This is a genomic window from Streptomyces sp. NPDC001068 (assembly GCF_042897315.1).
Classification (GTDB): Bacteria; Actinomycetota; Actinomycetes; order Streptomycetales; family Streptomycetaceae; genus Streptomyces.
The window spans coordinates 166,524-181,292 of the sequence record NZ_JBIAYD010000001.1 but is presented as its reverse complement, the minus strand read 5'-3'; the positions used below and the strand labels follow the sequence as shown (position 1 = coordinate 181,292).

Sequence of the window (14,769 nt, the reverse complement as noted above, 5' to 3'; positions counted from 1 at the left end):
TCCTGGAGACGCGGGGAAGAGGGGAGGGGGTTCGGCTCAGGCGGGGGTGCTCAGCAGGGAGTCCTCCGGCTGCGGGAGCCGGAACTCCCGTCCGGCCAGGGCCTCGTAGAGGCGCACCGGGCTCATCTCCCCGGCCAGGTCGCCGTGCTGGGCCTTCGAGCGGCGGTAGATCTGCTCCACCAGTGCGGACAGTTCCGTGGAGACTCCCACGTCCCGGCCGAGGTCCACCGCGAGTCCGAGGTCCTTGCAGGCGAGGACCATGGCGAACGAGTCGTCGTAGTCGCCGTCGACCAGGACCGACAGCAGGTCCCGTTCCAGGAAGTGCGAGGCGGCCGGGCTGGCCAGCAGCGCACCGCGCAGCACGCCCAGGTCCACGCCGGCCTTGGTGCCCATCGCCAGTACCTCGGAGGTGGCCACGAGGTGGCTGAACCACAGCAGGTTGATCATCAGCTTGACCGTGTAGCCGGAGCCGAGTCCGCCCACGTGCAGCACCTTGTCGGGGTCGCCCAGGACCTCGAGCACGGGCAGGCACATCCGGAAGTCGTCCACCGCCCCGCCGACGAAGATCTGCAGCCGGCCGGCCTCGGCGCCGTGCGCCATGCCGCTCACCGGGGCGTCGAGCCTGCGCACCCCGCGCCGGTCCAGGACTTCGGCGGCGATCCGGTCCGCGACGGCCGGGGTGGAGGTCGACATGTCGATCCACAGCGCGCCCTCGGGCAGTGCCTCGGCGGCTCCGCCGCGCAGCAGCACCTCCTCGACGACGCGCGGGTTCGGCAACATCGTGATCAGCAGTTCCGCGTCGGCCACGCACTGCGCGGGGGTGTCGGCCCAGCGGGCGCCGAGCGCCAGGTGTTCGACGGCGGCCTCGGGCCGGGTGTCGTACACGGTGACCAGGTGTCCCGCGTGGATCAGGTGGCGGGCCATGTGGCGTCCCATGTTGCCCAGGCCGATGAAACCGATCCTCATCGTTGTCCTCGCTTGATGCAGGTGGAGTAGGGGGAGCGGGCCGTTCAGGCCAGGTTGATCCAGGTGGTCTTCAGCGCCGTGTAGGCGTCCAGAGCGTGCAGCGACTTGTCGCGTCCCGCGCCGGTGGCCTTGAACCCGCCGAAGGGTGTGATGACGTCGCTGGCGTCGAAGGTGTTGATCCAGACCGTGCCGGCCCGAAGTCGCTTCGCGGTGCGGTGGGCGACCGTCACGTCCCGGGTCCAGACGGAGGCGACGAGCCCGAAGTCGCTCTCGTTGGCGAGCCGTACGCCCTCGTCCACCCCACCGTCGTACGACACGACGGCCAGCACCGGACCGAAGATCTCCTCCTGGCCGACCGCGGACGTGTTGGACACGCCGTCGAGCACGGTCGGTTCGACGAAGGTGCCGCCGGTGCCGGTGAGCGTGCGCCCGCCGCCCATCAGGACCCGGGCCCCGTCCGCGGTGCCGCGCTCGATGTAACCGAGGATCTTCGCCAGTTGACCCTCGTCCACGATCGGGCCCATCACGGTGGCGGGGTCGAGCGGGTCGCCGACGCGGAAGGTGTCGGCGGTGATCCGCCGTACGGCGTCGAGGAGTTCGTCCTTGACCGAGGCGTGCACGACGACCCGGGAGCCCGCGTTGCAGGTCTGGCCGGCGTTGTAGAAGATGCCCCAGGCCACGGCGGAGGCGGCGGCCTCGATGTCGGCGTCGGCCAGCACGAGTTGGGGTGACTTGCCGCCCGCCTCCACGGCGACCTGCTTGCCGTTGGACTCGCCCGCGTACACCTGGAAGAGCCGGGCCACCTCCGCCGATCCGGTGAAGGCGATCTTGTCGACCTCGGGGTGGCGGCCGAGCGCCTGTCCCGCGACCTCGCCCCGGCCCGGGACCACCTGGAGCACCCCGTCGGGCAGCCCCGCCTCGGTGGCCAGCGCGGCCAGCCGCAGGGCGGCGAGCGAGGTCTGCTCGGCGGGCTTGAGGACCACGCTGTTGCCGGTCGCGAGCGCCGGGCCCAGCTTCCAACTGGCGATCAGCAGGGCGTAGTTCCACGGTACGACCACACCGATCACGCCCAGCGGCTCGCGGGTCACCAGCGCCAGCGCGTCACCGGGTGTCGGGGCCACCTCGTCGTAGGTCTTGTCGATCGTCTCGGCGTACCAGGCGATGGTCTCGGCCGTCTTGGCCACGTCGATCCGCACCGACTCGGTGACGGGCTTGCCCATCTCCAGGGTGTCGAGGAGGGCCAGTTCCTCGGCGTTCGCCAGGATCAGCTCCGCCCAGCGCAGCAGGATCCGCTTGCGCTCCTTCGGGGCGAGGTCACGCCAGCGTCCGTCCTCGAAGGCGGCCCGCGCGGACCGTACCGCCCGGTCGACGTCCTCCGGTCCGGCCGCCTGCACCTGGGCCAGCACCGCGCCGTCTCGCGGAGAGACGCTGGTGAAGGAGTCACCGGAGGTGGCGTCGGTGAAGGCGCCGTCGACGAACAGCCGGGTCTCGAAGGTGAGCTTGTCCGCCGCGGCCAGCCAGTCGTCGTACGACCGTGCCAGCAACTCGTCGATCGTGTGCGTCACTTGATCCTCCAGCGGTCGATCGCGTCCTCGTCCAGTTCGACGCCCAGGCCGGGCAGGTCCGGGATCTCCAGGTCGCCCTCGGCGTTCACCCGGACCGGCTCGGCGAGCATGAAGTCGCGGCGCTCGGGGGTCCAGCCGGGCGGGTCGTAGGGGAACTCGAAGAACGGGCCGCCGCCGACACCGGCCGCGACGTGCAGGTTGGCGAGCACGCCGATGCCGTTGGTCCAGCTGTGCGGGGTGAACTGACGGTGCTTCAGCTGGGCCAGTTCGGCCAGGGTGCGGGCGCGGTGCATGCCGATCGCGAGCACCACGTCCATCTGGTAGATGTCCAGGGCGTCCTCTTCGAGGTAGCGCAGCAACTCGGTGGGGGAGTGGTGCATCTCGCCGGCCGCAATCCGCACCCCGGGGTTCTCGGCGCGCAGCTGCCGGAAGCCGTTCAGGTCGGCGTACGGCAGCGGCTCCTCGACCCAGAAGACGTCGAGTTCGGCGAGCCGGGCCACGGTCTTGCGGGTCCTCGCCAGGTCGGAGGCGTTCGCGGTGTCGCCGGCCATCCGCCAGGACTGGTTGAGATCCACCATGATCTCGAAGTCCGCGCCCAGTTCCTCGCGGACCGCCCGGACAGCCGCGATGCCCTCGTCGACCCGGTTGCGGTCGATGCGGATCTTCATGGCGCGGAAACCGGCCTCGCGCACCTTCAGGGCGGTCTCGACACGCTCGGCCGGGGACTTCAGCTCGCCGGACGAGGCGTAGGCGGGCAGCCTCTTGGCCGCGTTGCCGAACAGCTCGGACACCGGGCGGCCGTGCACCTTGCCGATGACGTCCCACAACGCGGCCTCCAGGGGCCAGTAGTGGGCGCCGTGGAAGTTGGCGGTCTCGATCGCCCGGACGTGCCGGGTGATGTCGAGCGGGTCCTCGCCGACGAACAGGTGCTTGTAGGTCTCGAAGCCGTCCATGAGGTCGCCGGAGCCGATGCCGGTGATCCCCTCGTCGGTGTGCACGCGGACGATCGTGGCGTCGAAGGCGCGGCGCGGCTCGGGGTCCCAGGCGGCGCGGAACGGCGGGTCCAGCTCCAGGCGCAGCCGGTCCAGGGTGATGTCGGTGATCTTCATCGGGCGAGCACCTCGGGGGTCGGGGTGTAGAACGGGTTGGCCGGGCCCTCCTCGGCGGCGGCCAGCACCTCGGCGACGGTCGGGGTGCCGGTCACGGCCGCCCGGACCGCGCCGTACGCGGCGGCGCGCTGGTTGCGGAAGGAGACGTCCAGGTCGTCGACGGCCGGGTTGACCCACACCGCCGCGATGATCAGCAACTCGTCGGCCTCCGCGGCGGGGATCAGTCCCTCCCCGACGGCGTCCGCGACGCCCTGGGCGAGCCCGGCCTGCGCGGAACCCCAGGTGGCGCGCTCGTGCAGGTCGCCCGCCGCGGCCGCCTTGGTCACGAACAGGGTGAGCGGCTTCACCGGCACCGACGGCCGGACCACCGTCAGGAACGGGACGTGCCCGGCGCTCGGGGTGGCCAGCGCCGTCGCCCACGCGGTCTCGACCGGTCCGCCCTTGCGTCCGATCACGATGTTCGTGTGCGCGGCGTTGGCACCGTCGCCGACGAAGGACTCGCCGACGAGCGCGGTGGGGGCGAAGCCGGGCGGGCTGGCGGGGGAAACCGGCGTGGGCATCGGATCTCTCCTGGACCTGGGAAGCGTGAGTGTGGCGGGCGCGGCTGGACGAACCTCGTATTCGGCGCAGTTCATGGGGCCCGATGCCGCGAATCTAGGTCCGTCACCACCCCCTCGCAAGGCGGCCAGGGGAATCGAAATGCCGGTTGCTCTCCTGACAACTTCCGCTCTGACCAGGGGCTCCACCCGCCGTACGCGCGCATACGATGGCCCTCGTGACCGACTCCTCCGCCACCTCCCGCGGCCACGGCCTGCGCCGTGACATCGACCTCCTGGAGGCCCTCGCCTCCGACGAGGCGCAGAACGCCGGCGGCCTCGGCGTCGTCCGCCTCGCCCGTCTGGTCGGCCGGGAGAAGACCCAGATCTCCCGGGCCCTGAAGGCGCTGGCCGCCGAGGGCATCGTCGAACGCGACCCCGACACCCTGGAGTACCGGCTCGGCTGGCGGCTGTTCTCGCTGGTCGCCCGTACCTCCGAGAGCCGCCTGGTGCGGGTGGCGGAGCCGGTGATGCACGCCCTGTCGGCGGATCTGGAGGAGACCAGCCACCTCTGCGTGCTGAGCGACCGCGACGTCCTCACCCTGCTCTCCGTCTCCGGGCACTCCTTCCGCGTGCACGACTGGGAGGGGCGCGGGGTGCCCGCCTGGCGGCTGTCCGCGGGCCGGGTGCTGCTCGCCGACGCGACCCCCGACGAGCTCTACGTCCGCTTCGGCACCAGCGGCCAGATGCCGGTCCAGGACCTGTGGTCGCTGATCCAGGACGCCCGGCGGCAGGGCTACGCGCGCGTCAGCGAGGAGTTCGAGGAGGGGCTGGTCGGGGTGTCGGCGCCGGTCAGGGACTTCCGGGGCCGGGTCGTCGCCGCCATCAACATCTCCGCCCCCAAGTCGCGCCTCGGCGACCGGCTCGACGCGGCGGGGCGCACCACGGCACGGGCCGCGGCACGGGTGTCCTCGCTGCTGGGCTGGGAGCCCCGCCGCACCCCGCTGCAACGGGCCCGGCTCACCTGACCGCCGTACTCCCGGCCAAGATCGACGAGTTGCCCTCAGAGCAACCCCCATTGCGATCCGCCGGAGGTGCCTTGTCGGCCCCATGACGCGCTCGTACATTCACCGCGCATCGGACGAGCCTCGTCCGGAACGGAGAAAAGAGCAGCTCATGAACCTCGCCGGCATCGACCTCCTGGCCAAGGCCCCGCTCGCGGACGGCGATGTCTTCCTCGTCGGCCGCCCGATCCCGGCCGCCGACGGACGGACCTACCCCGTGTACGACCCGGCCACCGGCGAGTTGATCAGGGAGGTGTCCGCGGCCGGAGCCGCGGACGCCCGTGCGGCGACCGAGGCGGCACAGGCGGCCGCGGCCGGCTGGCGGGCCACCCCGCCCCGGCGCCGCTCGGAGATCCTGCACAACGCCTTCACGCTGATGCGCGACCACACCGACACCCTCGCCCGGCTCATCGTGCTGGAGAACGGCAAGGCCTACCGGGACGCGGTGGCCGAAGTCGGCTACGCCGCCGAGTTCTTCCGGTGGTTCGCCGAGGAGGCGGTCCGCGTCGGCTCCGCCTTCTCGGACGCCCCGGCGGGCGGCTACCGGCACGTCGTGCGCCGGCAGCCGGTCGGCGTCACCGCCTTCGTGACCCCCTGGAACTTCCCGGCCGCCATGGCCACCCGGAAGATCGCCCCGGCGCTCGCGGCCGGCTGCCCGGTGCTGCTCAAGCCCGCGCCGGAGACCCCGCTCACCGCCCTCGCGATCGCCGCTCTGCTGACCGAAGCGGGCCTGCCCGCAGGCCTGTTGAACGTCCTGCCGACCGACCGGGCGCCCGAGGTGGTGTCGGTCTGGCTCGGCGACGAACGGGTCCGCAAGTTCTCCTTCACCGGATCCACCGCCACCGGCCGGCTGCTCCTCGCGCAGGCCGCCGCGAACGTCGTCAACGTGACCATGGAACTGGGCGGCAACGCCCCCTTCGTGGTCTGCGCGGACGCCGACGTGGACGCCGCGGTGCTCGGCGCGATGGACGCCAAGATGCGCGGCGGCGGCGAAGTCTGCATCGCCGCCAACCGGTTCTACGTCCACGCCGACGTCGCCGCCGAGTTCACCGAGAAGTTCGGCGCCGCCATGGCCGCCGTGCGCACCGGGCCCGGCCTGGCCGAGGGGGTCACCCTGGGCCCGATGATCAACGCGGCCGCCGTGGACAGGATCCGCGCCCTGGTCGCCGACGCCCTCTCCCGCGGTGCCCGCATCGCGGCACAGGGTGAAGTCCCGGACGGACCGGGCCACTTCCATCCCGCGACCGTCCTCGTCGACGTCCCCGACGACGCCCGCCTGCTGCACGAGGAGATCTTCGGTCCCGTCGCGCCGGTCACCACCTTCACCGACGAGGACGAGATGCTGACCCGCGCCAACGCCACCGTCCACGGCTTGGCCTCCTACGTCTACTCCCGTGACGTCGGCCGGGCGCTGCGCCTGGCCGAGCGCCTGGAGGCCGGCATGGTCGGCGTCAACCGCGGTCTGCTGTCCGACCCGGCCGCGCCCTTCGGCGGCGTCAAGCAGTCCGGACTCGGCCGCGAGGGCGGCCGGGAGGGCATCGAGGCCTTCCTGGAGACGCAGTACATCGCCCTCGACTGGCCCCTGTGACCCCTACGACCGCTGCCCGTTCCGTCCCCGCCCGCTCACCCGCTCACCCCGAGGACCGCACATGGCAATGACGCCTGCGACCCAGCAACCGCCCGGCACCCCGCAAGCCGCCGACCACTCGCGTGAACGCCGCCGACTGCACACCAAGTTGAAGCTCGCCACCCAGATAGGCGAGGGCATCGACGGCTACATCATCGGCGGCATCGGCATGGCCATGACCGCCCTGACCGCCGACCTCCACCTGTCCACCTTCATGGAGGGCCTGGTCGGAGCCTCCCCGCTGATCGGCATCTTCGTCGGCGGCCCCCTCTTCGGCCGGCTGGCCGACCGGTTCGGACGCCGCCCGGTGTTCCTCGCCGACATGGTGGTCTTCCTGGTCGGGTCGGTACTCCAGTTCTTCGTCACCGACGGGCTCCAGCTCTTCCTGATCCGGCTGCTGATGGGCGTGGCGATCGGCGGCGAGTACGCCATCGGCGCCCCGCTGCTCTCCGAGTACGCCCCGAAACAGGGCCGGGGCCGGCTCCTGGCCAGCCTGGAGATCAGCTGGTACGTCGGCTACGCGCTGGCCACCGTCGTCGGCGCCGTGTTCGCGGACGTCGACGGCGGCTGGCGCTGGTCGCTGGCCAGCAGCGCCGTCCTCGCGGTGATCTGCGTGTCGCTGCGCGGCGGCATCCCCGAATCGGCGCGCTGGCTGCTGAGCAGGGGCCGCCGGGAGGAGGCCGAGGCGCTCATCGAGCGGTACGGCATCGAGATCGACGTCGACGCCGAACTCGACGAGCGGAACACGAGCGGGCAGGCCGGCTTCTGGGCGCTGTTCAGCAGGGAGCACCTGCGCAGCACGGTGTTCGCCAGCGTCTTCTGGGCGGCGCTGGTCCTGCCGTACTTCGCCATCGGCACGTTCTGGACGCAGGTCTTCGACGCCCTGCACATGGGCGACAACGCGGTGGCGGCGCTGCTGGTCTACTCGTTCACCGCGGTCGCCGGTGTCACCGCGGGCTGTCTGGTCGTGGACCGCATCGGCCGCCGCAGGCTGCTGATCCCGCCGTTCTGGATCACCGCGGTCTGCCTGGCTCTGGTCGCGGTGTGGCCGCACTCGACGCCCGTCATCGTGGCCGGCTTCCTCTTCTTCATCTTCCTCAACGCGGCCTCCAGCGCGCTCACCGCGGTCTACCCGCTGGAGGTGTTCCCGACCTCGCTGCGTGCCACCGGCGTCGGCTTCGCCACCGCGATGAGCAGGGTCGGCGCGGCCGTCGGCACCTTCCTGCTGCCGATGGGCCTCGACCGCTTCGGCGTGGAGTTCGTGCTGCTCGTCGGCGCGGGCGTACTCGCGATCGGCGGTCTGGTCTCCCAGTTCCTCGCCCCGGAGACCACGGATCTGGACCTGGCGAAGGCGGCCCGCACCGCACGCGGTCCGATCGAGGGCTGACGAGTCCCCTGACAGGGGGAGGCCCCGTAGGAGAACCCTGCGGGGCCTCACGGCCGGTGTACGCCACGCCGGCTCCGGTCGGACACGGCCGGGTTCGGCTAGTCGACCCCGCTCGGCGTCGGCGCCGGGGTCTTGCCGGACAGGACGTCCTTCAGGCGCTGGGCGCCGCTGCGGACGGCCAGCGCGGTGCTGTCGTGGTCGACGCCGGACAGACCGCCGTTGGTGACCGCGGCGCCGGAGGCGCCGACGCGCAGCACCGCCACGTCGGTGGTCCAGGTGGCCGACCGGCCGCCCGAGTCGCCCTGGACGGTCACCGTCAGGGCCGCACGCGCGTCACCCGAGTCGGGCACCTTCGCCGCGACGACCTGCACGGTCCGCCTGCCGCCGTCCTTGCCGGTGGCCGTGAACTGGTCGCACTTGACCGGCAGGGACTTCAGCCAGGCCAGCGTGGCGTCCAGGTTCGCCGAGCCGTAGTCGCCGACCTGGTACAGCAGTCGGGCGTCCTCCGAGCTGAACCCGCGCAGCCCGGAGGCGCCGGACGCGCGGCCCAGGAGGCTGTCGGAGTAGAGGCCGTCCAGAAGCCGCTGGCAGTCGGCGGCGTCGGTCTTGGCGGTGAGGAACCCGGCCACGTCGACCTTGCCGACCAGCATGGTGTTCCGCCAGGTCGCCGCGTCGGCGGCCAGTTGCCAGTTGTCCTCGATGTCGGCGGGTGTGATGAGCGCGGCCTGCGCGCCCGCCCCGGTCAGGGCCGGGGTGGCCGAGGGCGACGCGGAAGCGCGCTCGCCGGCCGGCGAGACGGACACGGCTCCCGCGCCGCCGCTCTCCTCCGTACAGGCCGCCGTGGCGAGCAGTATCCCCGCCGCCAGGGCCGCGGCGAGAACACGCACGGGTCGGAACGGACGGATCATCGCGACTGCCTCCTCGGGAACGCGGTACGTCGCACCGCGGGGGCAGCGATGCTGCGCCACACCACGGACGACGGCGGTACGTCCCTCCACGCCACCACCCGGCGCGGCCGCCGACCACCCGCGCGTGCCATCCGGGTGAGCCTCACGACCCGGCCGCCGTGATCCGCACGCGTCGGCTGCCGCAGCGCGGGCACACCGCGTCGGTGAGCGGCGTCCACACGGCCCGGCCCGCCTCGTCGACGTACTCCTGGGTGCTCCGCAGGTCCGGATCGGCGATCGGGTCGGTGAAGAACACCGCCTGGAAGGTCGCCTCCCAGGCCTCGCCGCACCGCCCGCAGGCGAACGCGAAGGTCTCGGGCACGGCGCCGGGTACGGGCCCGGGACCCGGGGGCTCGCTCATCGCATCCGGCTCCTGTCACTCGGCCTGCGTCTCCAGCGGACAACCCCTGCCGTCCGGCGGCAAGCCGGGTCCGGGTGTCCCGGGCGTGGACGCCCCCTTGACGGCACACGGCGGCGGATCGACACTCCAGACGGGAATCCTAGTGAAAAGGTAGGGAACGATGGGTCCGCTGCGCACGGCCACCGGCAGACAGCGCCGAGAGAGCCGTACGCCCTGCCCACTCCCGCTGCTCACCTCCCGGCTGCACATCGACCTGCAGCGCGTGTGCAGCGCCATCGGCCGCACCGGCCGGGCCCCCGCGGCCGGGCGCGTCGGCCGGCCGTAACCGACCGACCCGCCCACCGTCCGCACCCTGCCGAGCACTGCCCGCCGCCCGCCCCCGCCGCCCGCCGAGCACCGCCCGTCGGCAGCGTCGCCGGCCGCACCGCCCGGGTGGGCGGGCGCCCGCCCGCCGAGCCCCCGCCCACCCGGACACCCGCCCACGATCGCCTCCGCCGCGCGGACGTCCGCGCGCCCGTACCCCGGGGAGACGCATGTCCATCACTCCGCTCGCCGCCCTCCCGTCCGCCCCCACCGGCCCCGCATTCCGCGGGCGCATCGGCCGGGACGCGCGCAGCGGGCACTACGCCGTGCCCGGCCGCTACCGGCTCCACCTCTCCACCGCCTGCCCCGACGGCCTCCGCATCGCCGTCGGCCACAGCCTCCTCGCACTCGGCGGCTGTTGTCCGGTCACCCACCTGCCCGCCGTCCCCGACTGTCCCGACGGCGGGCACACGGCGCTGCGCCGGCTGTACGAGGCGAGCGCCCACCACTACTCGGGACCGGCCCTCGCGCCGGTGCTCAGCGACGACTGGTCCGGCCGGATCGTCTCCACCCACGGCGGGGACATCCTGCGCGACCTCGACCGGCACTTCGGCGACGGAGCCGTCCGGCTGTACCCGCGCGGCGCGGAGCCCGGGATCGAGGAGGTCGAGCGGCTGTGCGCCGAGGGTGTCGAGCGGGCGGCCCAGCACGCCGGCCGTCCGGGCGGCGACCCGCGCGCGCTGGAGGTGCTGCTCGCCACCCTGGACGGGCTGGAGCACCGGCTGACCGGGACCCGGTACCTGGTCGGCGGGGAACTCACCGCGGCGGACGTCGAGTTGTGGGTCACTCTCGTGCAACTCGACACCGTGCACCGCTGCCACCTGGACGCCGGCGCCGTGCACGCGGTCGCGGACCACCCGGCGCTGTGGGCCTACGCCCGCCGCCTGGCCGCCCACCCGGCCTTCGGCACGCATCTCGACCTCGACGGCATCGCCCGCCGCCACCACGGCTGTTGCCAAGGGCTCGAAGCCGCCGGCGCGGCCGTCCAGATCCTGGACTGGGCCCGTCATGCGGCGGACGTCCCGGGAGTTCCGCGCAGGTGAGAGCGGCCCGAGGCGTTTCGCCAGTCGGACAGGCGTTGACATCCGATCGGGCAACTGCCTAACTTGCCGCACAGAACGGTCAAGAGCGTCAGCGTCAAGCCCTGGCTCGCTGACCGGCAACCCTCGCACCGCGGTGGGGTGCCCCAGGTGACGACCGGACCGGATGACGATGTTCGGTAAGCGCGAGGCCCCAGGGCCACCGACTGACGGGTGACGGACATGTACGCAGCGACCGGCACGGCCACGCGCCGCGCGCGGGGCTGCGTACAGCCGTATCCGAGCCCGCTCGTCGCCGACCGCGCCGTCGATCTGCTCCGCGTCAACAGCGCCCTGTGTAGCGCGTGTACCGCACCGGGCCGGGCCCGCTGTCGGGTCTGACCGGCCTTCCGCCCGGTTCCCGCAGCCCCGCGCCTCAGCGTTCCCGACGAAGACACCGGCCCTCCGGTGTGATGCCGTCCGCCCAGCCCCCGCGTCCCGCGCGCCACCGCGCACCCCGCCGTGCCCGAACCCGGCACGGTGCCGGGTGCCCGCCCGCAGGACCGGAGGTGACCGATCCCGCCGGAGCCCGCCATGAGTGAACCCCCAGGCGTCACGCTCGCCCCCGAGGCGCCTTCCCGAACAGACAGAGCATCAGATCGACGCACCGCACAGCGTGTTCTGCCGCTGCGCAGACCCGGACGGTGGATCCTCACCGCCGCCGTCCTCGTCCTGGTCGCCCAGTTCGTCCACGGGCTGGTGACCAACCCCTTCTACCAGTGGGACCGCTGGAGCTACTGGTTCCTGCGGCCGACCATCCTCGACGGTCTGGTGATCACCCTCGAAGTCACGGCCTACAGCGCGGTGCTGGGCCTCCTCGGCGGCATCCTGCTCGCGCTGGCCCGGCTCTCCGGGAGCCCGGTGCTGCGCGCGGTCAGCTGGACCTACGTCTGGGCGCTGCGCTCGATCCCGCTCATCGTCGTCCTGCTCTTCCTCTACAACTTCTCCGCCCTGTACCAGAGGTTGAGCATCGGCGTGCCCTTCGGACCGGCGTTCTTCTCCTTCGACGAGTCCAGGCTCGCCACCGACATGGCCGTCGCGGTGATCGGACTCAGCCTCAACGAGGCCGCCTACGCGGCCGAAGTGGTCCGCGGCGGCATCCTCTCCGTCGACCAGGGCCAGCACGAGGCGGCCGCCGCCCTCGGGCTGCCCAGGTCCTACCAGTTCCGCAGGATCGTGTTCCCGCAGGCCCTGAGATCGATCGTCCCGAACTACGTCAACCAGCTCATCGGCCTGGTCAAGAGCACCTCGCTGGTCTTCTACGTGTCGCTGCTCGACCTCTTCGGCTCCGCGCAGAGCATGGGTTCGACCTACCCCGGCGACATCGTGCCGCTGCTCCTGGTGGTGACCGTCTGGTACCTGATCCTCACCAGCGTCGTCTCCGTCGTCCAGTTCTACGTCGAGCGGCACTACGCCCGGGGCGCCACCCGCTCCCTGCCGCCGACGCCCCTGGGGAAACTGCGGGCCGGGCTCGCCGACCTGCGTGCCCGCGTCCGCCGGGAGGCCGCCGTATGAGCGCCGCCGACACCCTGGAGACGGCCCCCGCCGCACTGGAGATCCACAACGTCCACAAGTGGTACGGCACCCAGCAGGTCCTCGACGGCGTCGACCTGACCGTCCGCCCCGGCGAGGTCACCGTCATCCTCGGCCCCTCCGGCTCCGGCAAGTCCACCCTGCTCAGGGTCGTCAACCACCTGGAGAGGCCCGAGATCGGCCACGTCAGCGTCAACGGCGAGCTGATCGGGGTGAGGCGGCAGGGCGACCGCCTGAAGGAACTGAGCGAGCGCGCCATCCTCGCCCAGCGCGGCCGGATCGGCTTCGTCTTCCAGAACTTCAACCTCTTCCCGCACCTGACCGTGCTGGACAACGTGGCCGCCGCTCCGGTCGCCACCGGAAGGCTGACGAAACCCGAGGCCCAGGCCCTGGCCAAGGAACTCCTCGAACGCGTCGGCCTCGGCGAACGCGTCGGCGCCTACCCCCGGCAGCTGTCCGGCGGCCAGCAGCAGCGGGTCGCCATCGCCCGCGCCCTCGCGCTGCGCCCCGGCGTCATCCTCTTCGACGAGCCCACCTCCGCCCTGGACCCCGAACTCGTCGGCGAGGTCCTCGCCGTCATCAGGGACCTCGCCGACAGCGGGACCACGCTCGTCATCGTCACCCACGAGATCGGCTTCGCCCGCGAGATCGCCGACCGGGTCGTCTTCATCGACGGCGGAAGGATCGTCGAACAGGGGCCGCCGTCCGAGGTCCTGGACCGTCCGCGGCACGAACGCACCCGTGACTTCCTGCGCAAGGTCCTCTGAACCGCATCAGTGCCCACACCTCGTCTCTCCCTTTCACCTCCCTCCCTCCTCTCTCGTCCCTCTCGAGTCCCTCTCGAGTCCCTCTCGAGTCCCTCTCGAGTCCCTCTCTCGCCCGAACACGAAGGACAGCCATGCCCACGCTCCCCTCCCGACGCAGTCTGACCAGAGGCATCACCGCGGCCACCGCCGTCGCCACCCTCGCCACCGGGCTCGCCGCCTGCGGGGGCGACAGCGACGCGGTCACCGCCGCCGCCGAGAGCGGCCAGGTCGTCATCGGCCAGGTGTCCAACGGCGCCGCGACCCGGACCGCCGTCAAGGTCTCCGAGGTGAAGTCCATCAGCGCCGAACTGCCCGCCTCGCTCAGGAAGAGCGGCAAGCTCGTCATCGGCGAGGGCGCCCTGCCCGCCGGATTCCCGCCGCTGGCCTACGTCGGCGGCGACCAGAGGACGCTCACCGGTTCCGAACCCGACCTCGGCCGTCTGGTCGCCGCGGTGTTCGGCCTCGAACCCGAGATCAGGAACTTCACCTGGGAGAACATGTTCGTCGGAATCGACAGCGGCAAGGTCGACGTGGCGCTGTCGAACATCACCGACACCGAGGAGCGCAAGAAGAAGTACGAGTTCGCCTCCTACCGGCAGGACAACCTCGCCTTCACCGTGCCGCGGAAGAGCACCTGGAACTTCGACGGCGACTACCGCAACCTCGCGGGCCGGACGGTCTCCGTCAGCGCCGGGACCAACCAGGAGAAGATCCTCCTGGAGTGGAAGGCGAAGCTCGCCAGGGAGGGCAAGAAGGTCACCGTCAAGTACTTCCAGGACAGCAACAGCGTCTACCTGGCCCTCTCCAGCGGCAAGATCGACGCCTATCTCGGCCCCAACCCCGGCATCGCCTACCACAACAGGCAGACCGCCGGCACCCCGAGCGCCACGCGCACCGCCGGTACCTACTCCGGTGCCGGCGCCGGGCTCCAGGGCCTGATCGCGGCCACCGCCAAGAAGGGCAGCGGCCTCGCCAAGCCGCTCGTCGACGCCATCAACCACCTCATCGAGAACGGCCAGTACGCCGAGTGGCTCAAGGCCTACAACCTCTCCGACGAGGCCGTCGCCAAGTCCGAGGTCAACCCGCCCGGACTCCCGGTCGACAACTCCTGATCCGGCGTCGGGACTCCGATCCCCGTCGACCGTCAGGAACTCCGCCGCGACCCCGAGGAAGGACCCTTCGCCGTGATCCGCCGGACCGTACTCCACCACCGCACCGGCGCCGCCGCCCGCCCGGCGCCGGCCGCCGCGCGCCCCGGGAACAACCACGGCGGCCCGTCTGTTGGTGGCTGGGTACGGGTGTACGCGGAGCAGACCGGGAGGTGCGGGACGTGACACGTGTCCTCAGCCCCAGCCGCCGTGCCGTCCTGTACTCCCGGCCGCACATCGACCTGGCGCGCGTGGCCGGCGCGCTCTGTTGTTCCTGA

At 72.2% G+C, this 14,769-nt stretch carries 15 protein-coding genes and 1 riboswitch; of the genes, 9 read left to right on the top strand and 6 right to left on the bottom strand.

Translation table 11 applies throughout. The features are described from left to right. Positions 1–36 precede the first annotated feature (36 nt). From ACFY3I_RS00815 to fae, 4 genes are read right to left on the bottom strand one after another with little or no spacing between them, the layout of a single operon-like run. On the bottom strand, positions 37–966 hold the full coding sequence (locus tag ACFY3I_RS00815; RefSeq protein ID WP_390858744.1) for an NAD(P)-dependent oxidoreductase: 930 nt from the start codon (positions 964–966) through the stop codon (positions 37–39). 44 nt (positions 967–1,010) lie between these two features. Next, positions 1,011–2,531 carry an aldehyde dehydrogenase gene (locus tag ACFY3I_RS00810; protein ID WP_390858743.1) on the bottom strand — a complete coding sequence of 507 codons (1,521 nt, stop codon included), beginning with the start codon at positions 2,529–2,531 and terminating at the stop codon, positions 1,011–1,013. After that, complete coding sequence (locus tag ACFY3I_RS00805) at positions 2,528–3,640, bottom strand: mandelate racemase/muconate lactonizing enzyme family protein (protein WP_390858742.1); 1,113 nt, start codon at positions 3,638–3,640, stop codon at positions 2,528–2,530. The genes ACFY3I_RS00810 and ACFY3I_RS00805 overlap by 4 nt, the downstream gene beginning before the upstream one ends. After that, on the bottom strand, positions 3,637–4,200 hold the full coding sequence (gene fae, locus ACFY3I_RS00800) for a formaldehyde-activating enzyme (protein WP_390858741.1): 564 nt from the start codon (positions 4,198–4,200) through the stop codon (positions 3,637–3,639). The genes ACFY3I_RS00805 and fae overlap by 4 nt, the downstream gene beginning before the upstream one ends. Positions 4,201–4,406: 206 nt before the next feature. Between fae and ACFY3I_RS00795 the strand changes: the two genes are divergently transcribed. The 3 genes from ACFY3I_RS00795 (at position 4,407) to ACFY3I_RS00785 (ending at position 8,254) form a co-directional block, all read left to right on the top strand. Further along, positions 4,407–5,204, top strand: a complete 798-nt coding sequence (locus ACFY3I_RS00795; protein WP_390858740.1) for an IclR family transcriptional regulator — start codon at positions 4,407–4,409, stop codon at positions 5,202–5,204. 148 nt (positions 5,205–5,352) lie between these two features. Further along, positions 5,353–6,828 (top strand): NAD-dependent succinate-semialdehyde dehydrogenase, encoded by a 1,476-nt coding sequence (locus ACFY3I_RS00790; protein ID WP_390858739.1) that lies wholly within the window; start codon positions 5,353–5,355, stop codon positions 6,826–6,828. Between the two features lie 61 nt (positions 6,829–6,889). Continuing rightward, positions 6,890–8,254 (top strand): MFS transporter, encoded by a 1,365-nt coding sequence (locus tag ACFY3I_RS00785; RefSeq protein WP_390858738.1) that lies wholly within the window; start codon positions 6,890–6,892, stop codon positions 8,252–8,254. Positions 8,255–8,352: 98 nt separating this feature from the next. Here ACFY3I_RS00785 and ACFY3I_RS00780 read toward each other — a convergent pair whose 3' ends face one another. Further along, positions 8,353–9,162 (bottom strand): hypothetical protein, encoded by an 810-nt coding sequence (locus tag ACFY3I_RS00780; protein WP_365291362.1) that lies wholly within the window; start codon positions 9,160–9,162, stop codon positions 8,353–8,355. Between the two features lie 142 nt (positions 9,163–9,304). Then, on the bottom strand, positions 9,305–9,562 hold the full coding sequence (locus ACFY3I_RS00775) for a hypothetical protein (RefSeq protein ID WP_390858737.1): 258 nt from the start codon (positions 9,560–9,562) through the stop codon (positions 9,305–9,307). A gap of 160 nt (positions 9,563–9,722) precedes the next feature. On the opposite strand from ACFY3I_RS00775, the gene ACFY3I_RS00770 reads away from it, so the two are divergent. The 6 genes from ACFY3I_RS00770 (at position 9,723) to ACFY3I_RS00745 (ending at position 14,769) form a co-directional block, all read left to right on the top strand. Continuing rightward, complete coding sequence (locus tag ACFY3I_RS00770) at positions 9,723–9,887, top strand: putative leader peptide (RefSeq protein ID WP_390858736.1); 165 nt, start codon at positions 9,723–9,725, stop codon at positions 9,885–9,887. A 208-nt stretch (positions 9,888–10,095) separates the two neighbouring features. Further along, positions 10,096–10,968, top strand: a complete 873-nt coding sequence (locus tag ACFY3I_RS00765) for a glutathione S-transferase C-terminal domain-containing protein (protein ID WP_390858735.1) — start codon at positions 10,096–10,098, stop codon at positions 10,966–10,968. Positions 10,969–11,045: 77 nt separating this feature from the next. After that, a riboswitch (SAM riboswitch) is annotated at positions 11,046–11,157 on the top strand. Between the two features lie 381 nt (positions 11,158–11,538). Next, positions 11,539–12,519 carry an amino acid ABC transporter permease gene (locus tag ACFY3I_RS00760; protein ID WP_390858734.1) on the top strand — a complete coding sequence of 327 codons (981 nt, stop codon included), beginning with the start codon at positions 11,539–11,541 and terminating at the stop codon, positions 12,517–12,519. Beyond that, positions 12,516–13,304, top strand: coding sequence for an amino acid ABC transporter ATP-binding protein (locus ACFY3I_RS00755; RefSeq protein ID WP_390858733.1), 789 nt, complete (start codon positions 12,516–12,518; stop codon positions 13,302–13,304). The genes ACFY3I_RS00760 and ACFY3I_RS00755 overlap by 4 nt, the downstream gene beginning before the upstream one ends. 131 nt (positions 13,305–13,435) lie before the next feature. Beyond that, positions 13,436–14,455 carry a transporter substrate-binding domain-containing protein gene (locus ACFY3I_RS00750; protein WP_390858732.1) on the top strand — a complete coding sequence of 340 codons (1,020 nt, stop codon included), beginning with the start codon at positions 13,436–13,438 and terminating at the stop codon, positions 14,453–14,455. Then, positions 14,371–14,769, top strand: a complete 399-nt coding sequence (locus tag ACFY3I_RS00745; RefSeq protein ID WP_390858731.1) for a putative leader peptide — start codon at positions 14,371–14,373, stop codon at positions 14,767–14,769. The genes ACFY3I_RS00750 and ACFY3I_RS00745 overlap by 85 nt, the downstream gene beginning before the upstream one ends.

Bases quoted from the DNA above. Each gene is read 5' to 3' on its own strand.
- ACFY3I_RS00815 (WP_390858744.1), bottom strand. From the start codon at position 966: ATGAGGATCGGTTTCATCGGCCTGGGCAACATGGGACGCCACATGGCC.
- ACFY3I_RS00805 (WP_390858742.1), bottom strand. From the start codon at position 3,640: ATGAAGATCACCGACATCACCCTGGACCGGCTGCGCCTGGAGCTGGAC.
- fae (WP_390858741.1), bottom strand. From the start codon at position 4,200: ATGCCCACGCCGGTTTCCCCCGCCAGCCCGCCCGGCTTCGCCCCCACC.
- ACFY3I_RS00795 (WP_390858740.1), top strand. From the start codon at position 4,407: ATGGCCCTCGTGACCGACTCCTCCGCCACCTCCCGCGGCCACGGCCTG.
- ACFY3I_RS00790 (WP_390858739.1), top strand. From the start codon at position 5,353: ATGAACCTCGCCGGCATCGACCTCCTGGCCAAGGCCCCGCTCGCGGAC.
- ACFY3I_RS00785 (WP_390858738.1), top strand. From the start codon at position 6,890: ATGGCAATGACGCCTGCGACCCAGCAACCGCCCGGCACCCCGCAAGCC.
- ACFY3I_RS00780 (WP_365291362.1), bottom strand. From the start codon at position 9,162: ATGATCCGTCCGTTCCGACCCGTGCGTGTTCTCGCCGCGGCCCTGGCG.
- ACFY3I_RS00775 (WP_390858737.1), bottom strand. From the start codon at position 9,562: ATGAGCGAGCCCCCGGGTCCCGGGCCCGTACCCGGCGCCGTGCCCGAG.
- ACFY3I_RS00770 (WP_390858736.1), top strand. From the start codon at position 9,723: ATGGGTCCGCTGCGCACGGCCACCGGCAGACAGCGCCGAGAGAGCCGT.
- ACFY3I_RS00765 (WP_390858735.1), top strand. From the start codon at position 10,096: ATGTCCATCACTCCGCTCGCCGCCCTCCCGTCCGCCCCCACCGGCCCC.
- ACFY3I_RS00760 (WP_390858734.1), top strand. From the start codon at position 11,539: ATGAGTGAACCCCCAGGCGTCACGCTCGCCCCCGAGGCGCCTTCCCGA.
- ACFY3I_RS00755 (WP_390858733.1), top strand. From the start codon at position 12,516: ATGAGCGCCGCCGACACCCTGGAGACGGCCCCCGCCGCACTGGAGATC.
- ACFY3I_RS00750 (WP_390858732.1), top strand. From the start codon at position 13,436: ATGCCCACGCTCCCCTCCCGACGCAGTCTGACCAGAGGCATCACCGCG.